Source organism: Actinoplanes sp. NPDC051346 (genome assembly GCF_040682215.1).
Classification (GTDB): domain Bacteria; phylum Actinomycetota; class Actinomycetes; order Mycobacteriales; family Micromonosporaceae; genus Actinoplanes.
On sequence record NZ_JBFBAJ010000002.1, the window covers coordinates 773,845 to 799,947 of the forward strand.

Below are 26,103 nucleotides of genomic sequence, written 5' to 3' on the forward strand. Positions count from 1 at the left end.
GCCGCGGCGAAACTGCGTTGCAAAGGCGGCGCCTCACGGTCACGCTGTCACGGCCTCGGCCGGCGTGTTCTCCGGTTTCTGGTCCAGTTCGCGCCAGCGCGGCACCAGGAACGGGACGAGGGTCATCGCGAGGTAGAGACCGGCGGCGACCAGCAAGGTGATCCGCAGGCCCGCGGTGTCGACCGCGATGCCGCCGGCGAGACTGCCCAGCGGGATGCCGGCCCAGGCCAGCGCGCCGATGGCACCGAACACCCGGCCCTGCATGTGTGGGGGAATGCGCTCGTATCCGACGGCGAACAGGATCGGGTTGACCGCGGCGATGGCCAGGCCGGCACCGAAGGCGACCAGCAGCACCAGCCACGTCGAGTCAGACAGGTTCATCGCGAAAAACCGCGGAGACCCGGCGAGCAGGAAACAGACGGCGAACGTCATGTGTCGTGGCAGCCGATTCGCCAGGGCGGTGTAGACGATGTTGCCGAGCACCGCGCCGAGCCCGAACGCGCCGCCGAGCAGGCCGAGCCAGATCGGTTCGGCGCCTGCGTCCCGGACCCAGACCGGCACGAAGATCGCGTTGTACGCCTGGTCGAGAAGGTTGGTGACGAAGAGCATCACCAGGATGGCGGCGACCAGGCCGTCCTTGCGGAAGTAGCTCAGCCCGGCCTTGAGTGCGGCGCCGTACGGCTCGTGCGGCCGTTCCCCCTCGACGGTGGCCTCGCTCGGCCGGATGCCGGCGACCAGCACGACGACGCCCAGCGCGAACGATGCGGCGTCGACGATGAGCACCGGGGCGGCACCCATCGCCGCGATCAGGACTCCGGCCAGCGGCAGGCCGAGAAGGGTGGCGCTGCGATTGACGCCGTCGTACAGGGCGGTGCCACGAGACATCGTCATTCCGGACGCCTCGATCACCCGCGGGAGCAAGGCCCGTTTGGCGGTCTCCCCGCAGCCACCCAGTGCGCCGCTGACCGTCACCACGGCCAGCAGCCAGCCGAACGAGAGGGCACCCTGGGCGTACAGCAGCGGAACAATCGCGATCGTCACCGCGCTGGCCGAGTCGGCGGCGATCGCGGTACGCCGTGCGCCGAGCCGGTCGACCAGGGGCCCGCCGAGCAGGCTGGCGAAGACGAAGGGCAGCGCCTGGGCGAACGTGACGACACCGACCCGGGTCGGCGAGTCGGTGGTGATCAGTACTAGCCACGGTACGGCGACGACGGACACGCGGCTGCCGGTCATCGACACCGCCTCGGCGATGAGCAGGCTGATGATGGGCCGTCGGATCACGGTGCCTCCATGCTTCGCGGGGGGAGGTCGGGCAATTGGGGGAACAGTTGCCACTGCAGGCACACCCGGTCGGTGCCCCCGGCGGCGGGCTCTTCCGGATCGTCCACGGGGAACTCTGCGATCACCGCCTCGATCCGGGCCCTTAGGTCGGCGGCCTGCGCGGCTGTCAGGCGTAGACCGGTGGAGCTGATCGTGGTGACGTCCTGCCAGGCCTCGGGCACGCTGGTCAACGCACCCAGAAACTCGTCGACCCGCTGGAAGTCCGCAGTCGCTACCGCCCGCAGGTAGGCCTCGGCGTTGCCGGGTGCCGCGCGGGCATTGGCGGCATTGAGCTCGGTTCCGCGATGCGCCGGCCGCCACCACCGTTCGCGGCCGTCGCCCCGAGTGGTGTCCTCGACGACGAAGCCATGGGACGCCAGCTGACGCAGGTGGTAGCTGGTGGAGCCGCTGGACTCGCCGAGCCGGGCGGCCAGCAGCGTCGCGGTGGACGGGCCGCGTTCGCGTAGCTCGTTGAGCATCCGTACCCGTAACGGATGGGCCAGCCCGCGCAGCGCGTGCGGGGTGAGTGAGATCAGGTTGTCGGCGTCCGCCATACCGCAAAGATACCTCTGCAAAGAGATCTTTGCTATCGCCGGAGCAGGGCGAATTGATGAGGGACGATCGCTTCCGGCATGAGCGGCAACCGGGCCAGGCCGGCACGACGCACCGCTTCCAGATCCGGCACGCCACCCCGCGGTGTCACGTCGGCGATGAGTCGCTGCCCGTCCAGCCGGACCCGCACATCCGACCAGTCGCCGCAGTCACGAACCAGCCCCTCGACTGCGGGCAGATTCACCCAGGAGCCGTCGACCCGTACCCAGCCGGACCCGCTCGGTCGCCACCGCACGGACGCCGGGAGGCTGCCGGCGGAGCGGGTGCCGGCGGCGTCGAGCAACCCCTGCTCCACGTCGGCCAACAGCCGTTCCGCGTCGGGGCGGGACAGCCGGACCGTGTCGACCATGACGTTCAGGGTGGGGTGTGCGGCGTCTCCGTGGACATAGACGAAGACCGTCGAGTCACCGCGATCGGTGCGGTCGTGCCAATCGGCCACACCGGCGGTCGGCGGCCGGGCAGGATCGAAGCCACCGTCCGCCGCCGCATACGTGGCACGGGTGTCGTTGAACCACAGGGACAGGTCCAGGTGGACACCGCGGGACTGCGCCACCTCCGCGGTGACCGCAGCGGCAGTCCGCGGATGGGAGGCGCTGTAGCGGAAAGCGGTCAGCGCCGCGCCGGCCGCGCCGGTGATGATCGCACCCCAGTCCCGGCCGGAGACCGGGACGACGGCCGGCACCAGCTGTGAGTACGGGGCGAGCGCGGTCCGCGTTCCGGGCCTCGACCGGTTCGCCGCAACCAACCCGATCGGGCACCCGTCGACGCCGGCATTCGCGGCCAGGGCTGCGGCGAACGCGCCGTAGAGCACCACCGACGTGTTGGTCCGGAAGCGCCGCGCCAGATACGGCAGGGCCGCCGAGAGTACCGGCGAGTCGAACTTCGCGTACCAGAAGCGCACACCCTCGTGCGCCGACCGTCCCGGCTTCGGGAACAGGGTACGAGGCATCGCGGTCAACTGGGTCCGCCAATACTCCGCGGCACGCTCGTCCAGCCGCAGCCCGGCCGGAGAGGTCTCGAACCCGGCCTGGTCCAGTGGTTGCACCCCCGGATCGACCGGACCGCCCGGCATGGCCAGCGCGGTGCGCAGCGCCCGGACACCCCACGCGTCCGAAACCGCATGGGAGCAGGCGAAGGTCAGCCCGGCGGCGTAGCCGTCGCGCAGCAGCAGCGAGAAGCGCACCGGCCAGCGCCGTGCGAGGTCGAAGGGAGTGGCCCGCAACCTCGCGATCTCGGCCTCGGCCGCGGCCATCACGTCCTGCCCGTCGGTCGTCACCAGCTCGACCTCGAGCGAACCGGCACCGTCGAGGATCTGCTCCCACCCGCCGTCGCGTTCGACGTACCGAGTCCGAAGCGCCTCGAAGGTGATCAGCAGTTTCCGGATCCATGCCGTCGCCGCGGCGACCGATGTGCCCGGTGGCAGCGGCACACACTCGCTGAGGTTCGCCGAGTGCGCCCGTTCGCGCAGCATCGCCAGGATACGCAGGATGTTGGCCTGACCCCAGGTGGCGGGAGCCTGGCCCCAACGGCAGCCGCTGACGGTGACGGCGACGGCGGCCACGTCGATAGGCGCCTTCACCGCACATCCGCCGGGTCGTGCGCGGCCGGCTTGCTCAGTGGGCCGGCCGGATCCCGTAACGCCATGTCGAGAAAGGTCAGGAGCCCGTCGCGGTGGTTGAGGAGGTCGCCCTGGCCATACCATCCGGCATTGCCATCGAGACCCACCCGTAGCCGGTCGTCGCGGTCGTACACGATGATCGACAGATCGTCTGTCGGTCCGACCGCGAGGTTGTGCACGGTGCTGCGCAGGGCGCCGAAGTCCAGGGGAGTGTCATAGGTCAGCACATTGATCAGCGGGCCGAGGATGCCGGGATCGGCCGCCGACAGCCCGAGGTCGCGGCGCATGTCCTCGTAGCGGTAGCGCTGATGCTTGAGCGCCTCGCTCATCGCGGCCCACACCGGCGGTACCATCTGCGCCAGCGGCCGGCCCGGTTCGATGCGGATGCGCACCGGCAGAACGTTGGCCGTCATGCCCGGCGTGTGCCGCGCCAGCCGGGTCCGGCGCCCGCTGACCAGCATGCCGAGCACGATGTCACGCTGGCCGGTCGTACGGTGCAGATAGGCGGCGGTGGCCGCGACCATCCACACCGGCCACGGTGTGCGAGTCGCCGCCGCGGTGCCCCGCAGCCGTGCGGCGGTCGAGGTCGCCACCTGGGTAGTGCTGCGCACCACCTCCGGCCGGGGTGCCTGCTCCACCGCGCCGAGCCGCACCGGCGGGGGACAACCGTCGAGCTGCCGCCGCCAGTACTCGCGGTCGGCGGTCCAGTCCGCCGACGCCCGGTACGCGCCGTCCTCGGCCAGCAGGTCGCCGAGGGTGCCGAAGGTGCGTGGCGGGACCGGCCGGCCCGACGTCGTTGCCGAGTACACCTCGGCCACCCGTCGGCAGGTGAGCCGGTTGCCGTACGCGTCACAGGTCAGATGGTGGCCCCGCAGGTACCACCGGAACCGGTCCGTGCCGACCTTGAACAGCGTGCTGTGCGTCAGCGGCCCGCTGCCCAGATCGATCGGCGCCGCAAGGTCGGCCCGCATCGCGGCCGCGGCGGCGAGCTCCGGTTCAGCAGTGGGGGTGAGGTCGCGTACGTGCAGGGGGAAGACGTCCGGATCGTCGGAGACCAGCTGGTCGACACCGGCGACGCCGCCGACCGACACCACCCGGTACGCGTCGGTCTCGGCCACCATCAGCCGGAACGCGGCGAGCAGCGCCTTGATGTCCAGGGGTCCGCGGATCTCGAGACATTCGGCCACCGTGTGGCGACGGCCGGTCGGATCGAGGTGGTGGCCGTACCACATGCCGGCCTGCGCCGGTGACAACGGCACGGCGACCGACGCTGCACCGAGGCGCGGGTGCGGGTTCATCAGATCACCAACCCGCCGTCGACGCCGAATACCTGCGCGGTGATGTACGAGGCGCGGTCCGACAGCAGGAACTCCACCAGATCGGCCACCTCCTCCGCCCGTCCGGTCCGGCCCATCGGGATCCGCTCCGTCGCGCTCCGCAGGGCCGCCGGGGGCAGCGCCGCCGTCATGTCGGTGTCGATGAAGCCGGGTGCGACGGCATTGACCCGCACGCCGCGCCCGGCCACCTCCTTGGCCAGCGCCCGGGTGAATCCGCAGATGCCGGCCTTGGCGGCAGAGTAGTTGGGCTGCCCCGCATGGCCGTACACGCCGGAGATCGAGGACAACGTGACGATCGCGCCGCGCCGGCGTTTGACCATGCCGAAGGCCGCCGCCCGGCACACGTGGAACGTCCCGCCGAGGTTGGTGTGCAGCACCTCGCGCCAGGCCGCATCGGTGAGCAGGACGGTGGGGGCGTCCCGGGTAATCCCGGCCGAGGTGACGACGGCGTCGATGGGGCCGAGCAGCTCCTCGGTGGCGCGCACGTACGCCGACACCGCGGCGGGATCGCCCACGTCGACTTGCTGGGCGTGGGCCCGTCCGCCTCGTTCCTTGACCAGTTCTGTCACCTCGGCGGCGGCCGCGCCGTCCGAGCGGTAACAGAAGCTCACGTCGTGACCGGCCTCGGCCAGCCTGAGGACCACCGCACGGCCGATGCCGCGCGAGCCTCCGCTGACTAATGCGATGGGCCGTTGCCGCGTCATTCGTCTCCTCCAGCGAACGTCACCGTGACCTGTCCGACCCGCAGGATCGGTTCGTCGCCGACCACCCCGACGCCGGTGCAGATGGCCGTGGTTTCTACCGAGCGGACGATCTCGACGTGGTGCTCGACCGTCTCGCCCCGCTGCGCCGAGCGCCCCAACCGGACGTCGCGCATGCCCGCCACCAGGGTGAGTCTCCCGGCGGGCGCTGGCAGGGCCCACCCGACCAGCACCGCGGCGGACTGCAACCACGACTCCAGGACCAGATAGGTCGGCAGTCCGCCGGTACACCAGGGCCGGTTGTGGCGCACCTCGAACCGTCCGGTCAGCCGTAGGCCGGGCACCACGTCGGTGACCTCCTCGACGAGCAGCATCGGAGGCCGATGCGGCAGGATCGTGGTCAGGTCCATGCCGACGCCCCGTATCCCAGCCGCAGTCGGCACCGGTCGCCGTCGTCCGCGGTGATCTCGACGAGCAGTGAGTTGCGGTCCCGAGTGAAGTGCAGCCGCAGCCGGTCGCCCGGGAGCGCCGCACCGGTGAAACGGGCGCGCTCCACCACCAGCGGAGTCCCGGTCACCAGGCCGAGCACCTGCGCGGCCCGGTCCGCCAAATCCACCAGGCACACACCCGGCAGTACCGGCCGGTCCGGGAAGTGGCCGTCGAAGACAGGCAGCGCCCGGTCCAGGACGATGACCGCCTCGTTCTGGCCGGTCAGGGTGAAATGCCAGTCGAATGCCCTCAGAACACTCGCAACAGTGCGCATCCCACCCGCCCTTCGGAATCGGTCGAGGTCGCCGCGACCAGTGACTGCGCGCACCGCGGATCCGCGAGGATCTCGGCGATCTGGAACGCTCCAGACACCGACTCGGTGTCACCGACGGCGTCCGCCGAGGCCGACAGCAGCCGCACGTCGCCGAACGTGTGCCGGATCGCCGCGACCTCGGTGTCCGCACCGCCCGGCCCCAGCGCCACCGCCGAAACCTCCGCCGCCTGGGCACCGGCGGTCTCCAGAGCCCGGTGCAACGCCGCGGTCAGCGCGGTCCCGGTGTCGTCCGGATCCGCGGCGAACCCGAAGTTCAGGGCCACCACCTCGGCCAACGGCGGCCGTTTCGCCGTCGCCGCGGACTCCAGCAGGAAGGCCACACAGCCCTCGCCCAGCGCCGTCGCCGCTTCGGCCCCGGCCCGAGCCGCGGTGTACGCGGCCCGGACCTCGCTGTGTTCCTCGACGGCGCCGCAGAGCACTGCCCGGGCATGGCCGCCGTGCAGCAGCCTGCGTGCGTAGCTGAGCGCCAGCAACGACCCCAGGTGGCTGCCGCAGATCGTTGAGTTCGGTCCCCTCAGGCGGTGCCAGATGGCCGAGTGGCCGGAGTGCACGTTCATCAGCAGACTCGGCGCTTGCGCCGGATCGACGTCGTACGGCCGGCCCCGGGTCCAACTGTCGGTGTTGAACGACGACAGTGGCTGAACCATGTCGCTGGTGGCCAGCACCACCCCGATCCAGTCATCGGACCCGGCCGGCCGGCGCTCCTTGTCCAGGCCGACTCTCGCCAGCAGCTGTCCCGTGGTCGCCACGGCCAGACCTGTCCCGCGGCACATGGCCCGGGTGCCGCGCGGCCCGAGCACCTGCCGCACGTCGAATCCCGCCACGGTCCGCGGTCCCGGCTCACCCGCTGCCGGCTTGCGCAGGTTGCGGGCGTGCTCCTCGGCGTTCCAGCCAAGCGGGGAGATGGTCTCCCACGCCGAGATGACTACCGTGGGTGCGGTCATGGTCGGGCCCCCAGGATCAGCACGGCGTTGTTGCCACCGAAGGCCATCGCGTTGTTCTGCACGATGCGCAGATCCGCCGTGCGCGCCTCATTGGGCACACAATCGATCTCAACCTCCGGGTCGGGTTCCTCGAAGCCCACTGTGGGCGGTATGAAGCCCTCGGTGAGAGCCATCACGGAGGCGATCGCCGCGAGCGCGCTGGCCGCTCCCATGGTGTGTCCCAGCATCGACTTCACCGAGATGGTCGGCGGGGGTGCGTCGTCGAAGACCCGGCGGATGGCGGCGACCTCGGTGAGGTCATTGGCCCTGGTCCCGGTGCCGTGAGCCGAGATGAGGTCGATGTCGCCGGCCGCGACACCCGCGTTGGCGTGTGCCCGTGACATGCACGCAGCCACACTGTCGCGCTCCGGCGCCACCGGGTGGGAGGCGTCGCAGCTGAGGCCGTATCCCAGCACTTCCGCGTAGATGCGGGCGCCACGCGCCAGGGCCGAATCGTAACTCTCCAGAACCAGCATGCCGCTGCCCTCGCCGGTCAGGATCCCCTGCCGGTTACGGTCGAAGGGCTGGCAGCGCTCTGGGGCGATGGTGCCCAGCCGGTAGAAGCTGAGGAACGTGCTGCGCACCAGCGCATCGACGCCGCCGCAGATGGCCACGTCGACATCGCCGGCGGCCACCGCGTCGAATCCGTACCCGATCGCATAGTTGCCGGCGGCACAGGCCGTCGGCACCGTCATCACCTCGGCCCGGCTCAGCTCCAGGTCCCGGGCGATCTCCGAGGACAACCGGCTGGTCCGGCCCCGGTGGGCGGCCGCGGGGTCCACCGCATCCGTGCCGTTACGGACCTGTCGCTCGGTGATGCCGTCCAACTCGCGAGCCTCGCCGTTGGTCGTGCCGACCGAGACGAGGACCGCCTGCCCGCGCAGGGTCGCCGGGCTGAGCCCGCCGTCGCGGACCGCCATCCGGGCCGATGACACGGCCAGCTGGGTGGCCCGCCCCCGAGCCGCCGGGCCCGTGTCCGAGGCCGATGCTTCAGGATCGAAGTCGGCGACCTCGCAGGCGTTGGTGTACTCCAGGCCGCGGGTATCGAACGCCGTGATCGGCGAGACTCCGGACCTGCCGTGGTGCAGCGCGTCGGCGAACGCCGGTGCGCCGGTTCCGATACTGCTGATCACACCGAGACCGGTGATCATGACTCGTCGTCGTGCGGGCGGGCCCGGCATCACTCTCCCCGCCTACGCGTTCTTCTGCTGGGCGAGTGCTTCGGCCACGACCTCGTACGTCTGCTCTAGATTGGTCATCCGCGGCAGCTCGGACTGGTCGAGGGTGATGCCGAAGCGACGTTCAAGAGCGGCGAGCACCTCGATGCCCTTCATCGAGTCGCCGCCGTGGTCGTCCTGGAAGTGGCTGGTCGGCATGATGTCACCGACCTCCACCTCGAGGATGTCGGCGAGGACGTCGCGGATCTCGTCGCGTAGGGCGGGGTTGACGTGGGTGATGGACATGGTGACCTCCAGGAAGTCAGACGAGGGCGGTGTTTCGGGCGGGCCGGTCGGCGCCGTCCGGGTCGAGATTGACTTCGAGCAGCTTCAGCCGGCGCGCGCCGACTACCGAGCCGTCCCGCTCCACGACCACTTCGGCCGGCACCGGCTTGCTCAGGAAGCCCATGAGGCTCGCGGTGACGCCGTAGGCGCCGACGTTCGGGATCTCCAGGACGTCGCCGATCCGCGGTACCTCGATGTCCGCCGACCGGCTGAGTACGTCCAGCGGGGTGCACAGGGTGCCGACCAGGCTGATCCGGTTCCCGCCGTTGGGCGCCCTCCCCGTTGCCGGGCCGCCCGCCGGCTGCACGGACGGCGCCAGGATGCGGCCCAGCCCCGACATGCCGCCCAGGGCGTTGACTCCGGCGTCCAACACGACGTAGGTAATGCCGCCGCTGGTCTTCACGTCCAGCACCGTCGTCAGCAGGGTGCCGCAGGTGGCCGTCAGGTACCGGCCGGATTCGAAGGCCACCCGCGGTTGTCCGGAGCGCCACCCCGGCAACCGCTCGTCCAGCACCCCGCCGAGCCGCTCGCGCAGGCCGCTGTAGTCCGCGCGGGCGCCGGGGCGGGCGAACGGAGCGGCGAAACCACCACCGATGTCGACCAGACCAGCGGACAGGCGGGCGCGGTACAGCAGGTTCGCGGCCGTGTCGATGCTCAAAGTGAACTCCGCGAGCAGGTCCGCCTCGGTCTGTAGGTTGGTGGCGGGAAAGAGGTGAAGCCCGATGGGGGTCAGGGGGCCGCCGCCGCGGGCCTGCTCGATGATGTCCAGGGCGGTCCGCACCGGCATGCCGAACTGGGTGGCTGCCCCGGTCATCCGCAGACCGGTGCCGCGACCGGCTGCCGAGCCGGCGTTCAAGCGCAGGAGAATGTCGGCCGTCATCGCGTGCCGCCGGGCCGAATCCGCCAGGCGGGCATAGTCGACCTCGGACTCCAGCGAGAAGGTGCGCACGCCCCGGATGAGTGCGTCGTCCACCTCCGCAACGGTCTTGCCCGGGCCGGTCATGATGCAGTCGGCTGGCGACTGTCCGGCGGTCAGCGCCGCGGCGAGCTCGGCGGTGGAACTGACCTCACTGGACAACCCGGCCCGTACCAGCTCGCCCACGACCGCCGGATGCGGATTCGCCTTCAGCGAGTAGAAGAGGCGTGCCTCCTCGGGTACGGCGGCACGCAGAGCGGCGGCGGCGGCCCGCACCTCGGCGAGCTGGTACACGTACAGCGGCGTTCCGTAGCGCTCGGCGAGTTGTCTCATCGGTTCCCCACGTACTCGGCCTTGAGCCGGTTCTTGTCGACTTTTCCGCTGGGCAGGCGGGGCAGGTCCGCCACGATCAGGCAGTGGTCCGGGGTCCGCGCCGGCTCGAGGCGCTCGCTGATGCCTTTCAGGACGTGCTCGGGCGGGATCGCCGCCCGCACCCATAGGACACACCGGCGGTCCGGGCCGACCAGGGCCGCCGCGGCCTCCTCCACCTCGGCGATATCGAGCGCGGCGGCCTCGATCTCGTTCACGCTGGTACGGACCCCGCGCCGCTTGAACACATCGTCGCGACGCCCGACGATGCGCAGTTCCCCGTCGGGGTCCATCCAGCCGAAGTCGCCGGTGTAGAGGCGGGTCCGCCCCGTGTGAGGGTCGAGCCGGAAGCGCCCGGCGGACGCCTCCGGATCCCGCCAGTACCCGTCCATGACGTGCGGGCCGCTGACCACGATCTCACCGACCTGACCCGCCGGCAGCACCTCGTCGTCGTCGCCGACGATCGCCACGTCGGTGCCGGTCAGCGCCCTGCCGACGGTGCCCGGCTTGACGAGATCCGCGTCCGGCGCGGCGATGCTGATCCGTTTGCACTCCGTCATGCCGTACATGGGCACCAGGGCGGCCTGGGGGAAGACCCGGCGCAGCCCCTGGGCGGTGTCCGCGGTCAGTTCCGCGCCGGTGTTGGTGATGAGCCGGACCGGCAGCTCCACATCGCCGCGGGCGGCCAGCCGGATCAAGGTCTGTGCCACCGGCGGCACCAGGGGCAGCACGGTCGGCCGGGCGGTAATCATGGCGCGGAAGGCCGACAACTCGTCGCGCCCGTCGATCAGGGCCAGCTCGGCGCCCGCCTCGGCGCAAAGGAAGGTCTGGTAGAGCCCGTAGTCGAAGGAGAACGGCAGGCGGCAGCCCACCACGTCGCCGGGCCGGTACCCGAGCCGCTCGGCGATCGCCCGGACCGCGAAGACCGCCTGGCGGTGCCGCGAGACGACCCCTTTTGGCCCGGCGGTGGAGCCGGAGGTGTAGATGAGCAGGGCGATGTCGTCCGGCTCCACGTCGCTCGTGAGCCCGTCGGAGGTCAGCTCCGCGAGCATCCCGTCCAGTGTGGCGGTCCGGCGGTTCCCGCCGGCCGGGGGCAGCTCCGCGAACCGTTCGGTGGTTTCGGCCACCAGCAGCCGGGGTTCGGCGCTGGCGGCGATGGCGGCGACCTGGTACGGCCGTGCCCCGGCCCCGACCGGCACCACGGCCGCGCCGGCGGCGAACCCGCCGTACAGCAGCGCGACGAGATGACGCGAGTTGGGCAGCGCCACCATGACGCGGTCGCCGCGGCTCACACCCTGGCGCCGGAGCCAGGCCGCGATGTCCAGAGCGGTGTCCACCAGTTCCTGGTAGGACCACACGCCATGGGCGTCACGGACCGCCGGCGCATGCGGATCGAGAGCGGCCACCTGTACCAGCAGACCGAAGAGCGTCTCTTTTCCGGCGATCATTGCGGTTCACCGTCGTCCTGCCGGGTGAACAGCGCGCTGATCTCACGCCACAGGGTGGTGGGCGTCTCGAACAGCTGAAGCACCAGCAGACGGTCGGGGATGACAATGTCGTACTCGTGCTCCAGCGACACCAGAAGCTCCACGGTGGTCAGGGAGTCGAGACCGGCGCCGACCAGTTCCAGATCCTCGGTCAGCTCGTCGTCCTCGGCGAGGAACGGCAGCGCCGCCCGCAGGATCGTCTCGAACCGGGCATCCCACGGCCGGGACCGGCTCGTGGCCGCGGCCCGCTCGACCGGTTCCGGCAGCGCGTCCGGGTCCACCCGGCCGTCGGCCGTGAGCGGCCACCGGCTCACCGGGACGAGAACGTCAGGGACCAGCTGCCGTGGCAGCCGTTGTCCCAGGGCCCGGCGCGTCGCGGCCGGGTCGAACGGGGCCTCCGGTTCCAGCCCGACGTAACCCACCACCCGGCTGCCACCGCCCGGGTTCGGCCGGAAGACCACACCCACCTGCCGTACGCCGGGCTGATCGAGCAGAGCCTCCCGGACCTGTGTCAGATCGACCGGTGCGCCCTCCGGGGCGGTGTGCAGCTCGCGGGGACCGAGGACCTCGAGCGTGCCGTCGGCGCGGAACCGGGCGAGTTGGCCGGTGCGCAGCAGACCGGGGCTCTGCCCGTCCAGAGGATCGGGGACCAGGTTGCCCCCGGGTACGGCGGCGCCGGAGACGCACAACTCGCCTCGCGCACCCACCGGCGCGGGGTGCTGCCGTGCGTCCAGAACTCGTAGCCGCACGCCGGGCACGGGCCGGCCGTCGAGGGTGAGCCAGCCGGGCACCGCGCCCGCGACGGTCGCGGTGACCGTGCGCCCCGCCCGCGCCGGTCCGGGCGTCGGTGAGCCCAGCACAGGGTCCGTCACCACGATCACATTGGCGCCGGGCTCGTCCCAGGCCTCGGTAACGGCGGCCGGGCCCTGCATGTGACTCGCCGGCCCGGTAACCGTCCGGCCGCCGCTGGTCAGCGGCAGCAGCAGCTCGATCAGCCCGTCGATCGAGGACAGCGCGGCGGTGCGACGCCAGGACGACTCCGGGCTGGTCGCAGCGCCGATGCTGGTAAGGCCGGCGGCGGCGCTGCGCAACGCGGCCGCGAGGGCCGCGTGAGTGATCGGCCCCGTTGCGGGCAGGACGCAAGCGACGTCCGGTGATCCGGCGGGCAGCGTGTCGCGCTCGACCGTCTCGATCCGAGGCTCGGCGGCCGTGCCGGTGAGCAGCACGGCCGCACCGGACCGCTCCGCTGGGGATGCGGTCGGCAGCGGCATCGCGGCGGCACCGGCTCTCCAGACCCCGAGTAGCAGGGTCGGTTCCGCGTCGGGCGCCAGGGCGGTCAGATCGCCGGCGGCCACCCCGACCGCCTTCAGTCGGGCGGCCAGCTCCGTGGCGTGGGCGTCGAGTTCGGCGTAGGTCAGGGTGCGCTCGGCGTCCTGCGTCGCGACTGCGTCCGGGCGGGCCCGCACCTGCGCCGCGAACGCGTCCAGTACAGCGGTCGCCGGACCCGCGAGCTCCGTGCCGGTGCCGTGCTGCCGCAGCCAGGCGAGATGGTCGTCCGGCAGCATCACCGAGTACGCGTCGCCGTGTGCCCCGGCGGCCATGGCCTCCAAGACGGTCCGGTACATGGCACCGAGTCGTTCGCCAGCCGGGCGGCTCAGCACATGCGTGGTGGAGTTGAGGCGGATCAGTCCGGACAGCGTGAAGACATGGAGTGCGAACTCGTTGTCGGTCTCCGTGACCGTCGCCTCCCAGCCGATCGCGTCCTTGTCCACCTGGTGGAAGTCGAGGTAGTTGAACATCACCTCGATCAGGCGGGTGCCCTGGGCGAGTTCCTGCTGGATGACCTGCATCGGCAGCCGTCGGTGCGGCCACATCACGGTGAGCTCGTCGTACACCTTCCGGATCAGCTCGGCCCACGTGCCGGCACCGATGGGCAGGGCGAAGGGAAGGGTGTTGAGGTACATGCCCGGCACCCGCTCGGCGCCGACCATCTCCGGCCGGGCGTCGCAGACCAGGCCGGTGTGGAATGCCTGGCTCTCGCTGACCGCACTCATCACCGTCAGATGCGCCGCCAACAGGACGGCCTTCAGCGACGTCTGCGTCTGCGTGGCGAGGCGGCGCAGCGCGTCTTCCAGGTCGTGGAAGGCGACAGTGTGCTGATAACGCTCCTCGGGCTCGTCGCGGCTGCCGCGCCAGGCGGACGGAAGGGTAACCGGCACCCGACCGCCGATGACCTCCCGCCAGTAGTCGCGGTCCTCTTGCGACTGCAGAGCCCGCAGCTCGGCGGCGATGTGGTCGGCATACCGGAACGGCACCGGGTCAGGTGGCGCCGGCGTCCGGCCCTCCCGGATCTCCCGATAGAGCGAGACGATCTCCATGAGCAGGGAGTGGAAGCTCCATCCCTCCAGCACGGCGTGGCATTCGGTGATCGATAGCCACCACTGGGAGGTGCCGGCTGCCGTGTGTGCGTGCACCCGCAGCAACGGGGCCCGGCTCAGATCCATTCGGATGGCGCGTTGCTCGGCGGCGTAGGCCAGGAGGCCGGATTGCCATCCCTGCGGCCCCAACGGGCCGTGATCGGTCACGCCGACGTCGATGGTGGCCGTCCGGTGCACCAGTTGCAGCGGCATCGTGAAGCTGTGCAGATCGAAGGTGGTCCGGAGGGTCTCGTGCCGGTCGACGACGAGCTGGGCGGCGGCGCGCAGGGCGGCGCTGTCGAGCCCGTTGTGGTCGTCGCGGACAAGGAACGAAGTGGTGTCCTGATACCGGCTGCCGTCCGGCCGGCTCAGCATCTCGATGATCATTCCGAGCTGGGCGGTGCCCACCGGGTAGGCGTCGGCCAGGCCGGGTGGCAGCGATGCGCGGACCGTGTCGTCGATCAACGCGAACGGTGCCGTGCCGATGACCGGCGCCGCCCGTCCAACCCGGGTCGCGAGGATCTTGGCCAGTTCGGCGACACTCTGATGAGCGAAGATGTCCGCTGCGGACACGTCGAGCCCTGCGACGCGCAGCCGACCGGCCAGGGAGACCGCTCGCAACGAGTCGCCGCCGACCTCGAAGAAGTTGTCCGCCGGATCGACCTCGTCGATGTCCAGGACTTCCCTCCAGGCCTGCCGCAGGATTTCCGGCACGGCGACGGCGATGTCCACGTCGCCCGGCCCCACGGCATCGTCGCGGGCGACACCGGCCGGCTGCCTCCGGGGTCGTGGCGGCGTGGGCAACCGGCTCATCGGCGTGCCGGGATCGGCGACGACCAACGTCAGCAGCCGGCGGTAGTGCTCCGCCCAGTCCTGCGCCGTCCGCTCGTCGAACAGCGCCCGAGCGAACTCCAGCGACACGGCCAGGTGTCCGTCTGGCGTCTGCCCGGCATGCATTGTCAGATCGAACTTCGCGACCTCCCAGGTGTCGTCGGGTGGGATCGGCTCGGTCCGGACACCGGCGAGATCCAGGGCCCCGACGGCGGCGGCGTCCCAGTCGAAAGCCACCTGGAACAGTGGGTTGGCCGCGGCCTCCCGCTGGGGCCGTACCTGCGCCACGACCAGGCCGAAGGGTGCCTCGCGGTGATCCAGCGCCGCCAGCGCCTCGTCGCGAACCTGCGCCAGCACGTCCGAGAAGGCGAGGTCGTCGGAGCACCGCGCCCGCACCACGACCGTATTGATGCCGTACCCGACGAGTCCGTCGAGCTCGGGCCGAGTGCGTAGCGTCACCGGAGTGCCCACGGCCACGTCGGCGGAGCCGGACAACTGCGCCACCATGACGTGGTAAGCGCTCAGCAAGACGAGGTAGGGAGTGGCTCGGCTGCGCAGGGCGAGGCGCCGGATGCGGTCGGCCAACTCCGTGCCGACGCCGATGTCGACCGCGCCGCCACGCCAGTCCGGGCGTGACTGTCGAGGCCGGTCCGTGGGCAGCTCGATGTCGGAGAGGTTCGCCAAGTTCTGCTGCCAATACCGCAGGTGACGAGCCAGGGAACCGCCCGCGATGCGGTCACGTTCCCAGGCTGCATAGTCGGCGTACTGCATGGTCACATCGGGCAGTGCCGCCGGGACACCAGCGACCTGTTCCCGGTAGAACGCGCCGACCTCGGTGGTGATGCGCTGGTACGACTCCGCGTCGCCCGCGATGTGGTGCATGGTGACGACGAACAGGTGTGTCTCGGTGGACAACCGGAGCAAGCGGGCCCGCAGTGGATGGTCGACGGCCAGATCGAAGGGCCGCCGCCGCTCCTGGCCGGCCAGGAGCACGGCCGTCTCCTCGCGCTCGCCGGAGGTGACCTCGGACAGGTCGGTCAGGTCGAGCTCGAAGCGGCCCGGTGGGTCGATCACCTGCATGGGCGTCTCGTCGACCACCGCGTAACGGGTACGCAGGATCTCGTACCGGCTGACCACCTGCTCCCACGCGGCGCGCAGGGCCTCGGCGTCCAACCGGCCGGTGATTCGTGCCGTCCAGGACATCAGATACGCGGTCGCCGCGGGATCAATCTGGTGGACCACCCACATCTGCCGCTGACCGACCGACAACGGCGCGAGTACGGGCGCGGCCGGCGCAAGGGCCTGCCGCAGGTCTTCGATCGTCATCGGTTCTCCTCGCCCATGGCGGGCCCCGGCATCAGGTCCGTGACGGCGGCGGCCAGGCCGGCCGCAGTGGGGTTGTCGAACATTGCGCGCATCGGCACCTCGACGCCGAATGTGTTCTGCACGTTCCACAACAGGCGGGCGGCACCGAGGGAGTTGCCGCCGCTCTCGAAGAAGTTTTGCGTCGGCCCGACCTGTCCGTCGGTGAGCAGATCATTCATCATGCCGAGGATCACGTCCTGGTATCGGGCTGTACCCAGGTCGCCGACCGGGGTGTCCGGTTGGTCAGCGCAGTCGTGGGCGAGCTGCTGGAACTGCATCGACAACTCCTTCATGGCGGCCGGTTGGTAGAGAGCGGAGGCGTATTCCAGGGCACCGCCGAACCGGCCGTCCGGGTGCCGCCACATGGTCAGGGCGAGGTCGGTGCGAGCCACCGACCACGCTTGCCGCAGCAAGGCGACATCGTCGTCATGCGGCTCCGCGCCGAGCAGCCCGTCGACGACGGTGAACAGGGTCTGGAACAACGGGGTCCGGGATGGGTCGCGGCCGACACCGCTCGCCTCGACGACGGCGTCGAAGGGCACCGACTGGTTCGCGAAGGCCTCGAGGCAGGTGCGCTGCACCGCCGTGACCGCCTCGGCGAAGGTGAGACCGGGATTGAGCCGTGCCCGGATGACGATGGTGTTGAGCAGCGGACCGACGATATGGTGCGACTCCGGGCGGCCTCGACCGGCGTAGGGGGTGCCGACGCCGAAGTCCCACTGCCCGGCGGCACGTCCGAGGGTCAGCTTCCAGAGGGTCAGCAGGGTCATGAACGGTGTCGCTCCGAGGCGCCGCCCCACCTCGGACAGGACCGCCCAGGTCGCCGCGGGAAGCGCGAAGTCGACCGTGGAGCCGGCGATATCCCGGTGCGACGGCCGGGGCCGTGCGGCCGGCAGCTCCAGCGGTGGCAGGTCGGCCAGGTGACGCGACCAGTACGCCAGCTGACCGGCGTACGAGCTCCCGTGGTCCTGTTCCCGTTGCCAGGCGACCAGGTCCAGGTAGCTCAATTGCAGATCGGGCAGCCGGGGCGACCGGCCGCCGATGTCCGCGGCGACGAGTTCCCGGATGTCGCGGTGCAGGATCCCGGTCGACCAGCCGTCCGAGACGATGTGGTGACAGACGATCAGCAGGAGCAGGTCGGGCCCGCCCGTGCGCACGAGGGTCGCCCGCCAGGGTGGGCCGACCGCTAGGTCGAAGCCGTCTGCGAGCTCGCCGGCGAGGACCTTGCCCACGCTTTCGGGCGCGGCCCGCACGGTGCCGAGGCTCACCGGCGCGGGCGGATCGACGACCACCCGCAGTCCCGCGTCATCCATCAGGTACCGGGAGCGCAGCAACTCGTGGCGCTCCACGAGGGCGGTCAGCGCCCGGTCGACGGTATCCGTCGATGTCTCGGCCGGTAGGCGTATGACCGCTGGCAGCAGGTACTCCGGCCCGCCGGGTCGCAACCGGTCCATCAACCAGAACCGTTCCTGGACGGGGCCGGGGATGCCGCGGGTGCCCACGGGACGGCGGGGGACCGGCCGGTCCGCCATGCTGGCGCTCAACAGCGCGGCCTGTGTCCGTACAGTCATCGACTGGTAGAGCTGCCGCAGGTCCACGGACAGGCCCGTGTACTGGGTGAGCCGGGGTGCCAGCCGGGTCATCAGCAGCGAGTGCCCGCCGATGCGGAAGAAATCGTCGTCCAGACCGATGTCCTCGAGCCCCAGCAACTCCCGCCATACCTCCCGGACGACCCGCTGCTCAGCGCTTTCCGGTTCGGTGGACGCAGCGTGGGACGCGACGGACCAGTCCGGTTCCGGCAGCCGGGTCCGGTCGAGTTTGCCGCTCGTGGTGCGGGGCAGGGCTGTGGTCTCCTGGACCAGGCTCGGCACGAGCGCCGCGGGCAGCCGGCGCCGCAGGAAGGCGAGCAGGTCGTCGGCGCCGCCGGGCAGGTCGACGACCACAAACGCCACGAGCCGGGCGGCGCCCCGGGGATCGGTGGCCGAGCGGACCGCCGCGTCCACCACATGCTGGTGTTCCAGGACGGCCGCCTCGACCTCGGCGGGCTCGATCCGGACTCCGTTGATCTTCATCTGGGCGTCCACCCGGCCGGCGTACTCCAGGACGCCGTCGGCGCGCCGTCGGACCAGGTCGCCAGTGCGATACATCCGGGCGCCGGGCGGGCCTGACGGGTCGGGCCGGAACCGGTCCGCGGTCAGCGCCGGATTGCGGTGGTAGCCCCGCCCGACCCCGATTCCGCCGACATGAAGCTCGGCAACCGCTCCGGGCTCGGCCGGCGCGCCGTCAGGCCCCAACAGCAGGCAGGTGTTGCCGTCGATCGGCTGCCCGATCGGGACGCCGCCGGTGGTCTGGGCCCGGTCGAAACGGGCCGCGGTCACGTCGATGGTGCACTCGGTCGGCCCGTAGGTGTTCCAGATGTCGACATTCACCAGGCGGAGAACTTGCTGGCAGAGCTCCGCCCGTAACGGCTCGCCGCCGGCACAGATCATGCGCAGGCTGTCGCACGAACCGAGGTCCGACTCCGCCGCCAGCAAGCGCAGCATCGAGGGGACGACCTGCACTACCGTTGCCCGCTCCCGCTGGATCGCCCGCACCAGGGACCCGGCGTCCCGCGCGGCCTGGATGTCGGCTAGGACGACCGGCGCTCCGCAGGCCAGGGGTGCGAAGATCTCCCACTGGGCCGCGTCGAAGGTGAGGGCGGTCTTCTGCAGCAGCCGGTCCTGTGGCGACAAGCCCAGCGTGCGCACCGCCCAGAGCACCCGGTTAGCCAGCGACGCGTGTTCGATGACGACACCTTTGGGCTCGCCGGTGGAACCGGAGGTGAATATCAGGTACGCCGCCTGCCGGGCCGCTGTCGTGATTGCGGGCGGTATCGCGGGATGCCGCTCCCGCGCCAGGTCGCCGGCCGTACCGACCCAGGTCCCCGGGGCCACTGCCAGATCGCTCGCCGACCATCCCGGATCGGCGAGCACCGCGTCGGGGCCGGCCAGCGCCACGATCCGTCGCAGACGCTCAGACGGATGCAGCGGATCCAGCGGCAGGTATGCCGCTCCGCTCAACCACACGCCGAGCAGGGCGGGCACCAGATCGGGACCGGGCCGCATGAGGACGCCGACGACCGTCTCCGGCCCGATGCCGCGACCCTGCAGGCCGTACGCGATCCGACTGGCCCGTTCACCGAGCTCGCGGTAGCTGAGCACCGTGTCTCCGCTGATGATCGCGGGCGCGTGGGGACAATACCGGACCTGGCGCCATACGATTTCGGGGAGCAGGACGGTCACGGGTGCACCGTGCCGGTCCGCACGCTGGCCGGCCGCATGTCGGTCCACACGGCCGCCACGCGTGCCAGGCACACATCCTGTAAGCCCGAGGTTCCCTCGGCATACCAGCCTTCCGGAAGGTCGCGGTGTTGCGGCCAGATCGAGTACTGCCCCTCGTCGTTGACCACGACCAGGTAGTTGGCGGTCACCATGTTTCCTTCCACCGCCTATCCCTCGGCCAGCTCGCGGACCGCAGCCGGCCAGCGATCCGGATCGGTGCCGTGCTGGCACAGCAGGGCGTAGACGAAGCGCTCCAGGCCGAAGGCGGTACAGCCGCTCACCACCGCGCTGGCGTCGGCGTGCCGAATGTTGAAGGCCTTGCCGAAGAAGTCATCGTGGAAGTTGAAGGAGCCGACCGCCACGTCACGTCCGGCCGCCAGGCGCAACCGCAGTTCGTACTTCAACTCCAGCAGCCGTTGGGACCAGGCCCGGGACGCCGGGTCGCCACCGGCGAAGAACGGGTCGTTGGCCGGTTCGCAGTAACCGTCGAGCCCCCACTCGTCGGTGAGACCGAACAGCAGTTGCATGAACTTGTCGCGGGCGTCCAGCACATCGCCGCGTTCGCCGAGGAAGACGATCTCCCGCATGGTGAAGTCCCACAGCCGCTCCAAGGTGGTGGCGTATCGGGACTCGTGGCGGAAGGACCTGCCCTGCAGCGTCACCACCTGCATCTCGCCCCGGGGCAGGACCCGGTCGCGGTGGTGGTCGAACGCGTGATAGCACATCGCCGGCGGTAGGCAGTAGTCCAAATTGCGGCAGTACTCGAGGAAGGAGGCGTCGAGTTGGCCGCGCTCCTTGTAGGACGCCTGGAACTCCCGGTACGTGTCCAGGTCTTCGTGCAGTCGCGTGACGAACATCAGGAACTGGGGGAACGTGGCGGGATAGCACGCGGTGTCCAGCACCCGGGCCGACAGCAGAGTGGGATAACGGTATTCCACCGCGCCGAAGGTCTCCGTGGCGATCCGGCGGATTCGCCGGTCCAGCCCTTCCAACAGGGTGATGACCGGCCCGCCGACCACCACCTGCCCCTCGCCGCGTGCGCTCACGGCGCCGGTCTTCGACAGCGCCGACCAGGCATCGTGGAAAGACGCACGGTGCGCCGATTCCCACACCACCTTCGCCGGTACGGCAGGCACAGGCGCCAGATCGCTCTCCACCAGAGAGTTGAGCTTGGCGGACAGCCCGTCGCTGTCCGGAGCCACGGTGCTGAACAGCCGCACCGCCCCGATCACGCCGTCGTCCGTGACCAGCTCGAAGGACGCGATATCCGGGGAGATGAAGAGGATGCGTCGTTCGAGTTCTTCGCTCAGTCCGGCCGGTACCGGTGTCCGCAGCAGAACCTCAGTTTTGATCATGATTCACCTCTGTTCCAGTAGCTCATTGACGCGACGGCGATGAACAGGAACGAAGCAGGCAACTACGGGCGGGCAAGTTGCCTGTGTCCTGCCTGGCTCCGCCGGAGCCCCTCGGAAACGATCGGACGGCGCCGTGCGGTGTGCCGTGCGGCCCGGAAGGAGGTGTGCTGCCCGTGGTGAACCCATCCCCGGCGCACGACGGCGTTGCCGACCTGTCGTGCCGTGGCCTCGAGCGGGTGATCCGATCCGTGTGGAGCCGGACGTTCGCTCGCGACGTCGCGCCCGGTGACGACTTTTTCGAACTCGGCGGGGACTCGCTGTCCATCATCGACACGGTCGCCGAGATGCGCCGGCTCGGCGTCGCGCTGCGCGCCTCGGACGCTCTGCGCCATCCCACGCCGGCTCGCCTGGCCGAGCATCTCACCGTCGGCAGCGCCCGTACCGTCACCGGACGGAAAATCCTGCCGCCCCGGGAACTGCGCACGTCGGCCGGATCGGACCCCGGTGCGCCGGTGACCGTGACGGCGCTCGCGCCGGGGCCGGGTCAGCCCCTCGTGGTGTTCCCGTCCAGCAGCCATCTGGCCGCGGAGTTGGCGGCGGTGCGAGCCTGCTCGGGTCCATGGCCGGTGCTTGCCGTCGGCGCCGCCGGTTCGGATCGGCTGCTGTCGGATGCCGGTGACGTGGCAGCCGCAGCTGTCCGGTCCACCCAGGCGGTCGTGGCCGACGCACCCGCGAGGGCGTACCGGCTGCTGGGCTTCGGATCCGGCGCGGTGCTCGCCGTCGAGACGGCCCGGCGATTGCGGGCCACCGGCCGCGAGGCGGAGCTGCTGGCCCTCGTCCAGCCCCCGGTCGCCGGTGCCGTCGCGGGGACACCCGTCGAGACCGCCGTCCTTCACGAGCAGCGACTCACGAACCTCGCCCGGCGGTTCGCCCTGACCGGTGACGAGAGCCTCACCGAGGTGGGATCGCGGATGCGGGCCGCCGGCTGGTACGAGGAGGCTCGCGCCGAGGACCTGGCCGGGTTGCAACTGGCGTGGGCGCGAGCCGCGCAAACAATCAGGCGGTACGAACCCGCGCCGTTGCCGGGCGCTGGTTGCGTGCTGATCCACGATGCCGCCGCCCGGGAAGCCGTCGACCAGTGGCGCGCTGTCCTCGGCAGCTCCCGCGTTCACCTGCTCGACCACGGTCTGGCTGACCCGGGCGCTGCGCTCGGTGATGCCGGCGTGGGCCGCCTCCTGCGACAGGAGATCGCACGATGAGCACCTCCACGACCACCGGCAGGCTCCCCGGCGACCGTTGGCTGGCCCGGCCCCGCCCGGTGCCCGACCCCGCGCTCCGCGTGATCGCCATTCCGCATGTGGGTGGCGGTGGCGCCGCGTTCAACGTGTGGCGCGACCAGTTGCCGCCCGGCGTGGAGCTGTGTGCGGTGCGCCTGCCCGGCCGGGAGAACCGGTTGAGCGAGCCGCCGGTGGAGGACCTGGAAACCCTGCTCGAGCTTCTGGAACCGGCCCTGCGCCCGGTGCTCGACCGGCCCTTCGTGCTGGTGGGCCACTCTTCGGGCAGCGTCATCGCCTTCGAGCTTGCGCGCCGGCTGCGGGCGCGGGGCGCTCCGCAGCCGGCGATGCTGGTGGTGTCGGCCGCGGACGCGCCGCGACGCCGCAAGGTTGCGGATCTGCACCTGCTGCCGCAGGAGGCCCTGCTGCGCCGGGTTGCGGACTTCGGCGGGATGGCGCCGGCCGTGCTCGACGACGCCGACCTGATGGCGGTCTTCGAGCGCATCATCCGCGCGGACTACCGGATCACCGAGCTGGCCCGGTATGTGCCGGAGCCCCCGCTGGACGTGCCTGTCACGGTGATCGGCGGACGGCACGACCCGTTCGTCGACCGGGGGGCGATGGCGGACTGGGCCCAGGAGACGACGCGCGACTTCACCCTGCATCTCATCGACGCCGGACATTTCCTGTTGCCGGACGCCGGTCCGCTGCTCGCCGACCTGACCCGCCGGCTCCTGGAGCGGTCGTGACCACCTCGTTCGAGCTCCCCTCCGCTTGGCGGTGCGAGCCGGCCGCCGGTGAGCCGGCTCAGGTGTCGTTCACCGATCTGCGACCCACGCTGCGAGCGTCGACGGGGCAGACCGATCTCGGTGTGGTTCTGCTCGCCGTCCATCTCAAGGTCCTGAGCATGATCACCGACGAGGACGGACCGGGCACTGATGTCCGTGGGGGTGACGGCGTCATCCGGCGGCTCGCCGTCGACCGTGGCGTGGGCACCTGGACCGAGCTGGTACGCCGTACCGGCGCCGCGCTGACCACAGCGCCTCCCGCGGACCCGCGGCCCTCGGCGGGGGCCGTGCTCTTCGAACTGGCGGAGGCCTCGCCCGGCACCGGATACGGCCTGCGGGTGGTGGCAGCCGACGGAATTCTAGAGCTGTACGGCCACGGCGGCGCGATCGGCGGTGATCATCTGGACCGGCTCGCCGCCATCTACCGGAGCGTGCTGATCACGATGGCCGGGAAGCCCGGGACGGACGCGTCAGCTGCCTGCCTGCCGCCGGCGGAGCTCGACGCGGTTCTGCACCGGTGGGCCGACGGTGGGACCGTCAACCGGGGCACCGCGACTGTCGTCGAGCTGATCGGCGCACAGGCGCTGCGGACCCCGGGTGCCACCGCGGTGCGGTACGCCGGATCGTCGCTCACCTACCGGGATCTTGACGAGCGCGGCAACCGGGTCGCCCACCATCTCAGCGCCCTGGGCGCCGGGCCCGGCACCCTGGTCGGCGTCTGCCTGCGGCGCGGCCTGGACCTGCTGCCCACGCTGCTGGGAATCTGGAAGTCCGGCGCCGGCTATCTCCCGCTCGATCCGGATCTGCCCGTCGAGCGGCTGCGTGGCATGCTCGGCCGGGCCTGCTGCCAGCTGGTCGTTACCGACGTCGAGCATCGCTCCCGGCTCACCGGGACCCCGCACCGCCGCTTCGTGCTGCTCGACGAGCACCGGGCGGCGATCGCGGCTGCGCCGGCGACCGTCCCCGCCGTCCGCGTCGGTCCGGCGGACCTGGCGTACGTGATCTTCACCTCCGGATCGACGGGACAGCCCAAGGGCGTCATGGTGCATCACGGCGGCTTGGCGAACTACCTGTTGTGGACGGCAGTGGAGTACGCCGGACGCGGCGACGGCGGATCACCGTTTTTCACCCCGTTGTCCTTCGACCTCGGGGTTCCCAGCCTTTTCACACCCCTGATCACCGGGCAGGCCGTCGATCTACTCCCGGACCCGCTGCCGATCGCCGATCTGGGTGACCTGCTCGTCGCGGGAGCGCCGTACAGCTTCATCAAGATGACGCCGGGCCACCTCAATCTCCTCAGCCTCGACCTCACCGCCGAGCAGGCTGCCGGCCTGGCCGGAGTGGTGATCGCTGCCGGAGACAGCTTCACCGCCGACCTGGCCGCCCGATGGCGCGAACTCGCCGGTCCCGACGGCACCGCCGTCGCCACCGAGTACGGACCCACCGAGATCACCGTGGGCAACTCCGGGGAGATCATCACGCGACCGCCGGGTACCGAACTGATCCCGCTCGGCGCACCGATTCCCAACACCACGATGTACGTACTCACCGACGACTTGCAACCGGTGCCGACCGGTGTGGAGGGAGAGATCGTCATCGGTGGCGCGGGTGTCGCCTGGGGCTATCTCGGTGATCCGGCGCTCACCGCGGACCGTTTCCGGCCGGATCCATTCGGTGCCCCCTCCGCCCGGCTCTATCGCACCGGGGACCGCGGGCGGTGGCTGCCGGACGGCGCACTGGAGTTCCTGGGGCGCGCCGACCATCAGGTGAAGGTCCGCGGTTACCGGGTGGAACTCGGCGAGATCCGGGCCTGCCTGCGCGACCATCCCGACGTACGGGACGCCGTGGTCCTGGCCCGCGACGAGCGCGGGCGGGCCGGCGGCCTGGTGGCGTTCGTCGTCGCCGCCGCGGGTGCTCGCGCCGACGCCACCCGGCTGCGGGAATACCTCGTCCTCGCCCTGCCTGACTACATGGTGCCCGCGCAGTACGTGGTCATCGACGACATCCCGCTCACGGTCAACGGAAAAGTCGATCCTGGCGCACTTCTGCGTCTCCTCTGACCAGCTGGCCCTGCCGATCGAAAGGCATACCTGTGACTGCTTCGTCCACCGAGATCCATTCGCCTCCGAGTCGCGATTGCCCGCACGTGTCGCTGTCGGACACCGACCGGCTCGCCGTCGGCGTGCTCGCGGAGAACCTGAGTGCCACCGCACCGTCCATGGTCGATGACCTCGACTGGCTCGCCGCGGCTCGCCGGATGAGTTGCTCCCTGCCGCCCGCGCTGGGCGAGGGCCTGCGCCAGTTCCGGCACGATCCCGGGGCCGAAGGGCTGCTGTCGATCACCAACCTGCCGATCGACGGCACGGTCCTGCCGCCCACCCCGGCTGTCGCTGACTCGGTGCAGCGCGCCGGCACCGTACCCGCGGCTGTCGCCCTGCTCCTCGGCCTGCACCTGGGCGAGGTGATCGCCTACCGCGAAGAGAAGCAGGGCGCCCTGGTGCAGGACGTGGTGCCGGTCCCGTCGCTGGCCGCCTCGCAGAGCAACGGCGGATCGGTCCCGCTCGAACTGCATACCGAGAACGCCTTCCATCCGAACCGTCCCGACTACGTCGGTCTGCTCTGCCTGCGCGGCGCGTCCGACGACGTCGGCACGCTGGTGTGCAGCATCCGCCGTGCGCTGGCGGTGCTGGAGGAGCCAGATCTGACCACGTTGGCGGAGCCGCGGTTCGTCACGGCGTCACCGCCCTCCTTCCGATCCGGAGCTCCGGCTTCCGCTCACGCCATCCTGAGCGGTGCCGCCGACGACCCGGACCTGCGGGTCGACTTCAACGCCACCACCGCGGTGGACGACGAAGCCCGGCAGGCCTTGCGACGGTTGCGGGACGCGATGATGGCGGTCAAGTCGAGCGTGGTCCTCGTGCCCGGCCAGATGGTCTTTCTGGACAACCGGATCGTGGTGCACGGGCGCAGCGGCTTCACCCCGAGATACGACGGTGCGGACCGCTGGCTGCACCGCATCTTCGTCCATCTCGACAACCGGCGCGGCCGCGAGCGGCGCGACGGCAACGGCGCTGTCCTCAGCTGA

At 70.9% G+C, this 26,103-nt stretch carries 20 protein-coding genes; 4 read left to right on the plus strand and 16 right to left on the minus strand.

Annotation, left to right across the window (positions count from 1 at the left end; translation table 11 throughout):
* Positions 1 to 39 precede the first annotated feature (39 nt).
* Genes AB0M36_RS07725 through AB0M36_RS07800 form a run of 16 tightly spaced genes read right to left on the minus strand, consistent with a single transcriptional unit; the run spans position 40 to position 20,956 of the window.
* Entirely contained in the window at positions 40 to 1,281 is a 1,242-nt protein-coding gene (locus AB0M36_RS07725; protein ID WP_364153956.1) for an MFS transporter, read from the minus strand.
* Positions 1,278 to 1,874 (minus strand): winged helix-turn-helix domain-containing protein, encoded by a 597-nt coding sequence (locus tag AB0M36_RS07730; protein WP_364153959.1) that lies wholly within the window; start codon positions 1,872 to 1,874, stop codon positions 1,278 to 1,280. Before AB0M36_RS07730 ends, AB0M36_RS07725 begins: the two co-directional genes overlap by 4 nt.
* Positions 1,875 to 1,906: 32 nt before the next feature.
* On the minus strand, positions 1,907 to 3,511 hold the full coding sequence (locus tag AB0M36_RS07735; RefSeq protein ID WP_364153961.1) for a condensation domain-containing protein: 1,605 nt from the start codon (positions 3,509 to 3,511) through the stop codon (positions 1,907 to 1,909).
* Entirely contained in the window at positions 3,508 to 4,848 is a 1,341-nt protein-coding gene (locus AB0M36_RS07740; protein WP_364153963.1) for a condensation domain-containing protein, read from the minus strand. Before AB0M36_RS07740 ends, AB0M36_RS07735 begins: the two co-directional genes overlap by 4 nt.
* Complete coding sequence (gene fabG, locus AB0M36_RS07745; RefSeq protein ID WP_364153966.1) at positions 4,848 to 5,591, minus strand: 3-oxoacyl-ACP reductase FabG; 744 nt, start codon at positions 5,589 to 5,591, stop codon at positions 4,848 to 4,850. The genes AB0M36_RS07740 and fabG overlap by 1 nt, the downstream gene beginning before the upstream one ends.
* Positions 5,588 to 5,998: a hypothetical protein gene (locus AB0M36_RS07750; RefSeq protein ID WP_364153968.1), complete on the minus strand. Its 411-nt coding sequence runs from the start codon at positions 5,996 to 5,998 to the stop codon at positions 5,588 to 5,590. Before AB0M36_RS07750 ends, fabG begins: the two co-directional genes overlap by 4 nt.
* Complete coding sequence (locus tag AB0M36_RS07755) at positions 5,989 to 6,351, minus strand: hypothetical protein (RefSeq protein WP_364153971.1); 363 nt, start codon at positions 6,349 to 6,351, stop codon at positions 5,989 to 5,991. Before AB0M36_RS07755 ends, AB0M36_RS07750 begins: the two co-directional genes overlap by 10 nt.
* Entirely contained in the window at positions 6,327 to 7,355 is a 1,029-nt protein-coding gene (locus AB0M36_RS07760; protein WP_364153973.1) for a beta-ketoacyl synthase N-terminal-like domain-containing protein, read from the minus strand. Before AB0M36_RS07760 ends, AB0M36_RS07755 begins: the two co-directional genes overlap by 25 nt.
* Positions 7,352 to 8,545, minus strand: coding sequence for a beta-ketoacyl-[acyl-carrier-protein] synthase family protein (locus AB0M36_RS07765; RefSeq protein WP_364153976.1), 1,194 nt, complete (start codon positions 8,543 to 8,545; stop codon positions 7,352 to 7,354). The genes AB0M36_RS07760 and AB0M36_RS07765 overlap by 4 nt, the downstream gene beginning before the upstream one ends.
* 42 nt (positions 8,546 to 8,587) lie before the next feature.
* Positions 8,588 to 8,857 carry an acyl carrier protein gene (locus tag AB0M36_RS07770; RefSeq protein ID WP_364153978.1) on the minus strand — a complete coding sequence of 90 codons (270 nt, stop codon included), beginning with the start codon at positions 8,855 to 8,857 and terminating at the stop codon, positions 8,588 to 8,590.
* A gap of 16 nt (positions 8,858 to 8,873) precedes the next feature.
* Positions 8,874 to 10,145, minus strand: coding sequence for a type III PLP-dependent enzyme (locus tag AB0M36_RS07775; protein ID WP_364153981.1), 1,272 nt, complete (start codon positions 10,143 to 10,145; stop codon positions 8,874 to 8,876).
* On the minus strand, positions 10,142 to 11,629 hold the full coding sequence (locus AB0M36_RS07780) for a class I adenylate-forming enzyme family protein (RefSeq protein ID WP_364153984.1): 1,488 nt from the start codon (positions 11,627 to 11,629) through the stop codon (positions 10,142 to 10,144). The genes AB0M36_RS07775 and AB0M36_RS07780 overlap by 4 nt, the downstream gene beginning before the upstream one ends.
* On the minus strand, positions 11,626 to 16,242 hold the full coding sequence (locus tag AB0M36_RS07785) for a condensation domain-containing protein (protein WP_364153987.1): 4,617 nt from the start codon (positions 16,240 to 16,242) through the stop codon (positions 11,626 to 11,628). The genes AB0M36_RS07780 and AB0M36_RS07785 overlap by 4 nt, the downstream gene beginning before the upstream one ends.
* Positions 16,239 to 19,562, minus strand: a complete 3,324-nt coding sequence (locus tag AB0M36_RS07790; RefSeq protein ID WP_364153989.1) for an amino acid adenylation domain-containing protein — start codon at positions 19,560 to 19,562, stop codon at positions 16,239 to 16,241. Before AB0M36_RS07790 ends, AB0M36_RS07785 begins: the two co-directional genes overlap by 4 nt.
* Positions 19,559 to 19,753, minus strand: a complete 195-nt coding sequence (locus AB0M36_RS07795; protein ID WP_364154293.1) for an MbtH family NRPS accessory protein — start codon at positions 19,751 to 19,753, stop codon at positions 19,559 to 19,561. The genes AB0M36_RS07790 and AB0M36_RS07795 overlap by 4 nt, the downstream gene beginning before the upstream one ends.
* Before the next feature lie 15 nt (positions 19,754 to 19,768).
* Positions 19,769 to 20,956, minus strand: a complete 1,188-nt coding sequence (locus AB0M36_RS07800) for a hypothetical protein (RefSeq protein WP_364153991.1) — start codon at positions 20,954 to 20,956, stop codon at positions 19,769 to 19,771.
* Positions 20,957 to 21,129: 173 nt separating this feature from the next.
* Here AB0M36_RS07800 and AB0M36_RS07805 point away from each other — a divergent pair, with 173 nt between their 5' ends.
* The 4 genes from AB0M36_RS07805 to AB0M36_RS07820 all read left to right on the plus strand — a co-directional run bounded on the left by AB0M36_RS07805 (position 21,130) and on the right by AB0M36_RS07820 (position 26,103).
* Positions 21,130 to 22,215, plus strand: a complete 1,086-nt coding sequence (locus tag AB0M36_RS07805; RefSeq protein ID WP_364153993.1) for a phosphopantetheine-binding protein — start codon at positions 21,130 to 21,132, stop codon at positions 22,213 to 22,215.
* Entirely contained in the window at positions 22,212 to 22,979 is a 768-nt protein-coding gene (locus AB0M36_RS07810) for an alpha/beta fold hydrolase (protein WP_364153995.1), read from the plus strand. The genes AB0M36_RS07805 and AB0M36_RS07810 overlap by 4 nt, the downstream gene beginning before the upstream one ends.
* Entirely contained in the window at positions 22,976 to 25,078 is a 2,103-nt protein-coding gene (locus tag AB0M36_RS07815) for an amino acid adenylation domain-containing protein (RefSeq protein WP_364153998.1), read from the plus strand. Before AB0M36_RS07810 ends, AB0M36_RS07815 begins: the two co-directional genes overlap by 4 nt.
* 86 nt (positions 25,079 to 25,164) lie before the next feature.
* Positions 25,165 to 26,103: a TauD/TfdA family dioxygenase gene (locus AB0M36_RS07820; protein WP_364154001.1), complete on the plus strand. Its 939-nt coding sequence runs from the start codon at positions 25,165 to 25,167 to the stop codon at positions 26,101 to 26,103.

Excerpts from the sequence above, each read along its gene's own strand:
- AB0M36_RS07730 (WP_364153959.1), bottom strand. The coding sequence starts at position 1,874 with ATGGCGGACGCCGACAACCTGATCTCACTCACCCCGCACGCGCTGCGC.
- AB0M36_RS07740 (WP_364153963.1), bottom strand. The coding sequence starts at position 4,848 with ATGAACCCGCACCCGCGCCTCGGTGCAGCGTCGGTCGCCGTGCCGTTG.
- fabG (WP_364153966.1), bottom strand. The coding sequence starts at position 5,591 with ATGACGCGGCAACGGCCCATCGCATTAGTCAGCGGAGGCTCGCGCGGC.
- AB0M36_RS07750 (WP_364153968.1), bottom strand. The coding sequence starts at position 5,998 with ATGGACCTGACCACGATCCTGCCGCATCGGCCTCCGATGCTGCTCGTC.
- AB0M36_RS07755 (WP_364153971.1), bottom strand. The coding sequence starts at position 6,351 with ATGCGCACTGTTGCGAGTGTTCTGAGGGCATTCGACTGGCATTTCACC.
- AB0M36_RS07760 (WP_364153973.1), bottom strand. The coding sequence starts at position 7,355 with ATGACCGCACCCACGGTAGTCATCTCGGCGTGGGAGACCATCTCCCCG.
- AB0M36_RS07765 (WP_364153976.1), bottom strand. The coding sequence starts at position 8,545 with ATGATCACCGGTCTCGGTGTGATCAGCAGTATCGGAACCGGCGCACCG.
- AB0M36_RS07770 (WP_364153978.1), bottom strand. The coding sequence starts at position 8,857 with ATGTCCATCACCCACGTCAACCCCGCCCTACGCGACGAGATCCGCGAC.
- AB0M36_RS07775 (WP_364153981.1), bottom strand. The coding sequence starts at position 10,145 with ATGAGACAACTCGCCGAGCGCTACGGAACGCCGCTGTACGTGTACCAG.
- AB0M36_RS07780 (WP_364153984.1), bottom strand. The coding sequence starts at position 11,629 with ATGATCGCCGGAAAAGAGACGCTCTTCGGTCTGCTGGTACAGGTGGCC.
- AB0M36_RS07785 (WP_364153987.1), bottom strand. The coding sequence starts at position 16,242 with ATGACGATCGAAGACCTGCGGCAGGCCCTTGCGCCGGCCGCGCCCGTA.
- AB0M36_RS07795 (WP_364154293.1), bottom strand. The coding sequence starts at position 19,753 with ATGGTGACCGCCAACTACCTGGTCGTGGTCAACGACGAGGGGCAGTAC.
- AB0M36_RS07800 (WP_364153991.1), bottom strand. The coding sequence starts at position 20,956 with ATGATCAAAACTGAGGTTCTGCTGCGGACACCGGTACCGGCCGGACTG.
- AB0M36_RS07810 (WP_364153995.1), top strand. The coding sequence starts at position 22,212 with ATGAGCACCTCCACGACCACCGGCAGGCTCCCCGGCGACCGTTGGCTG.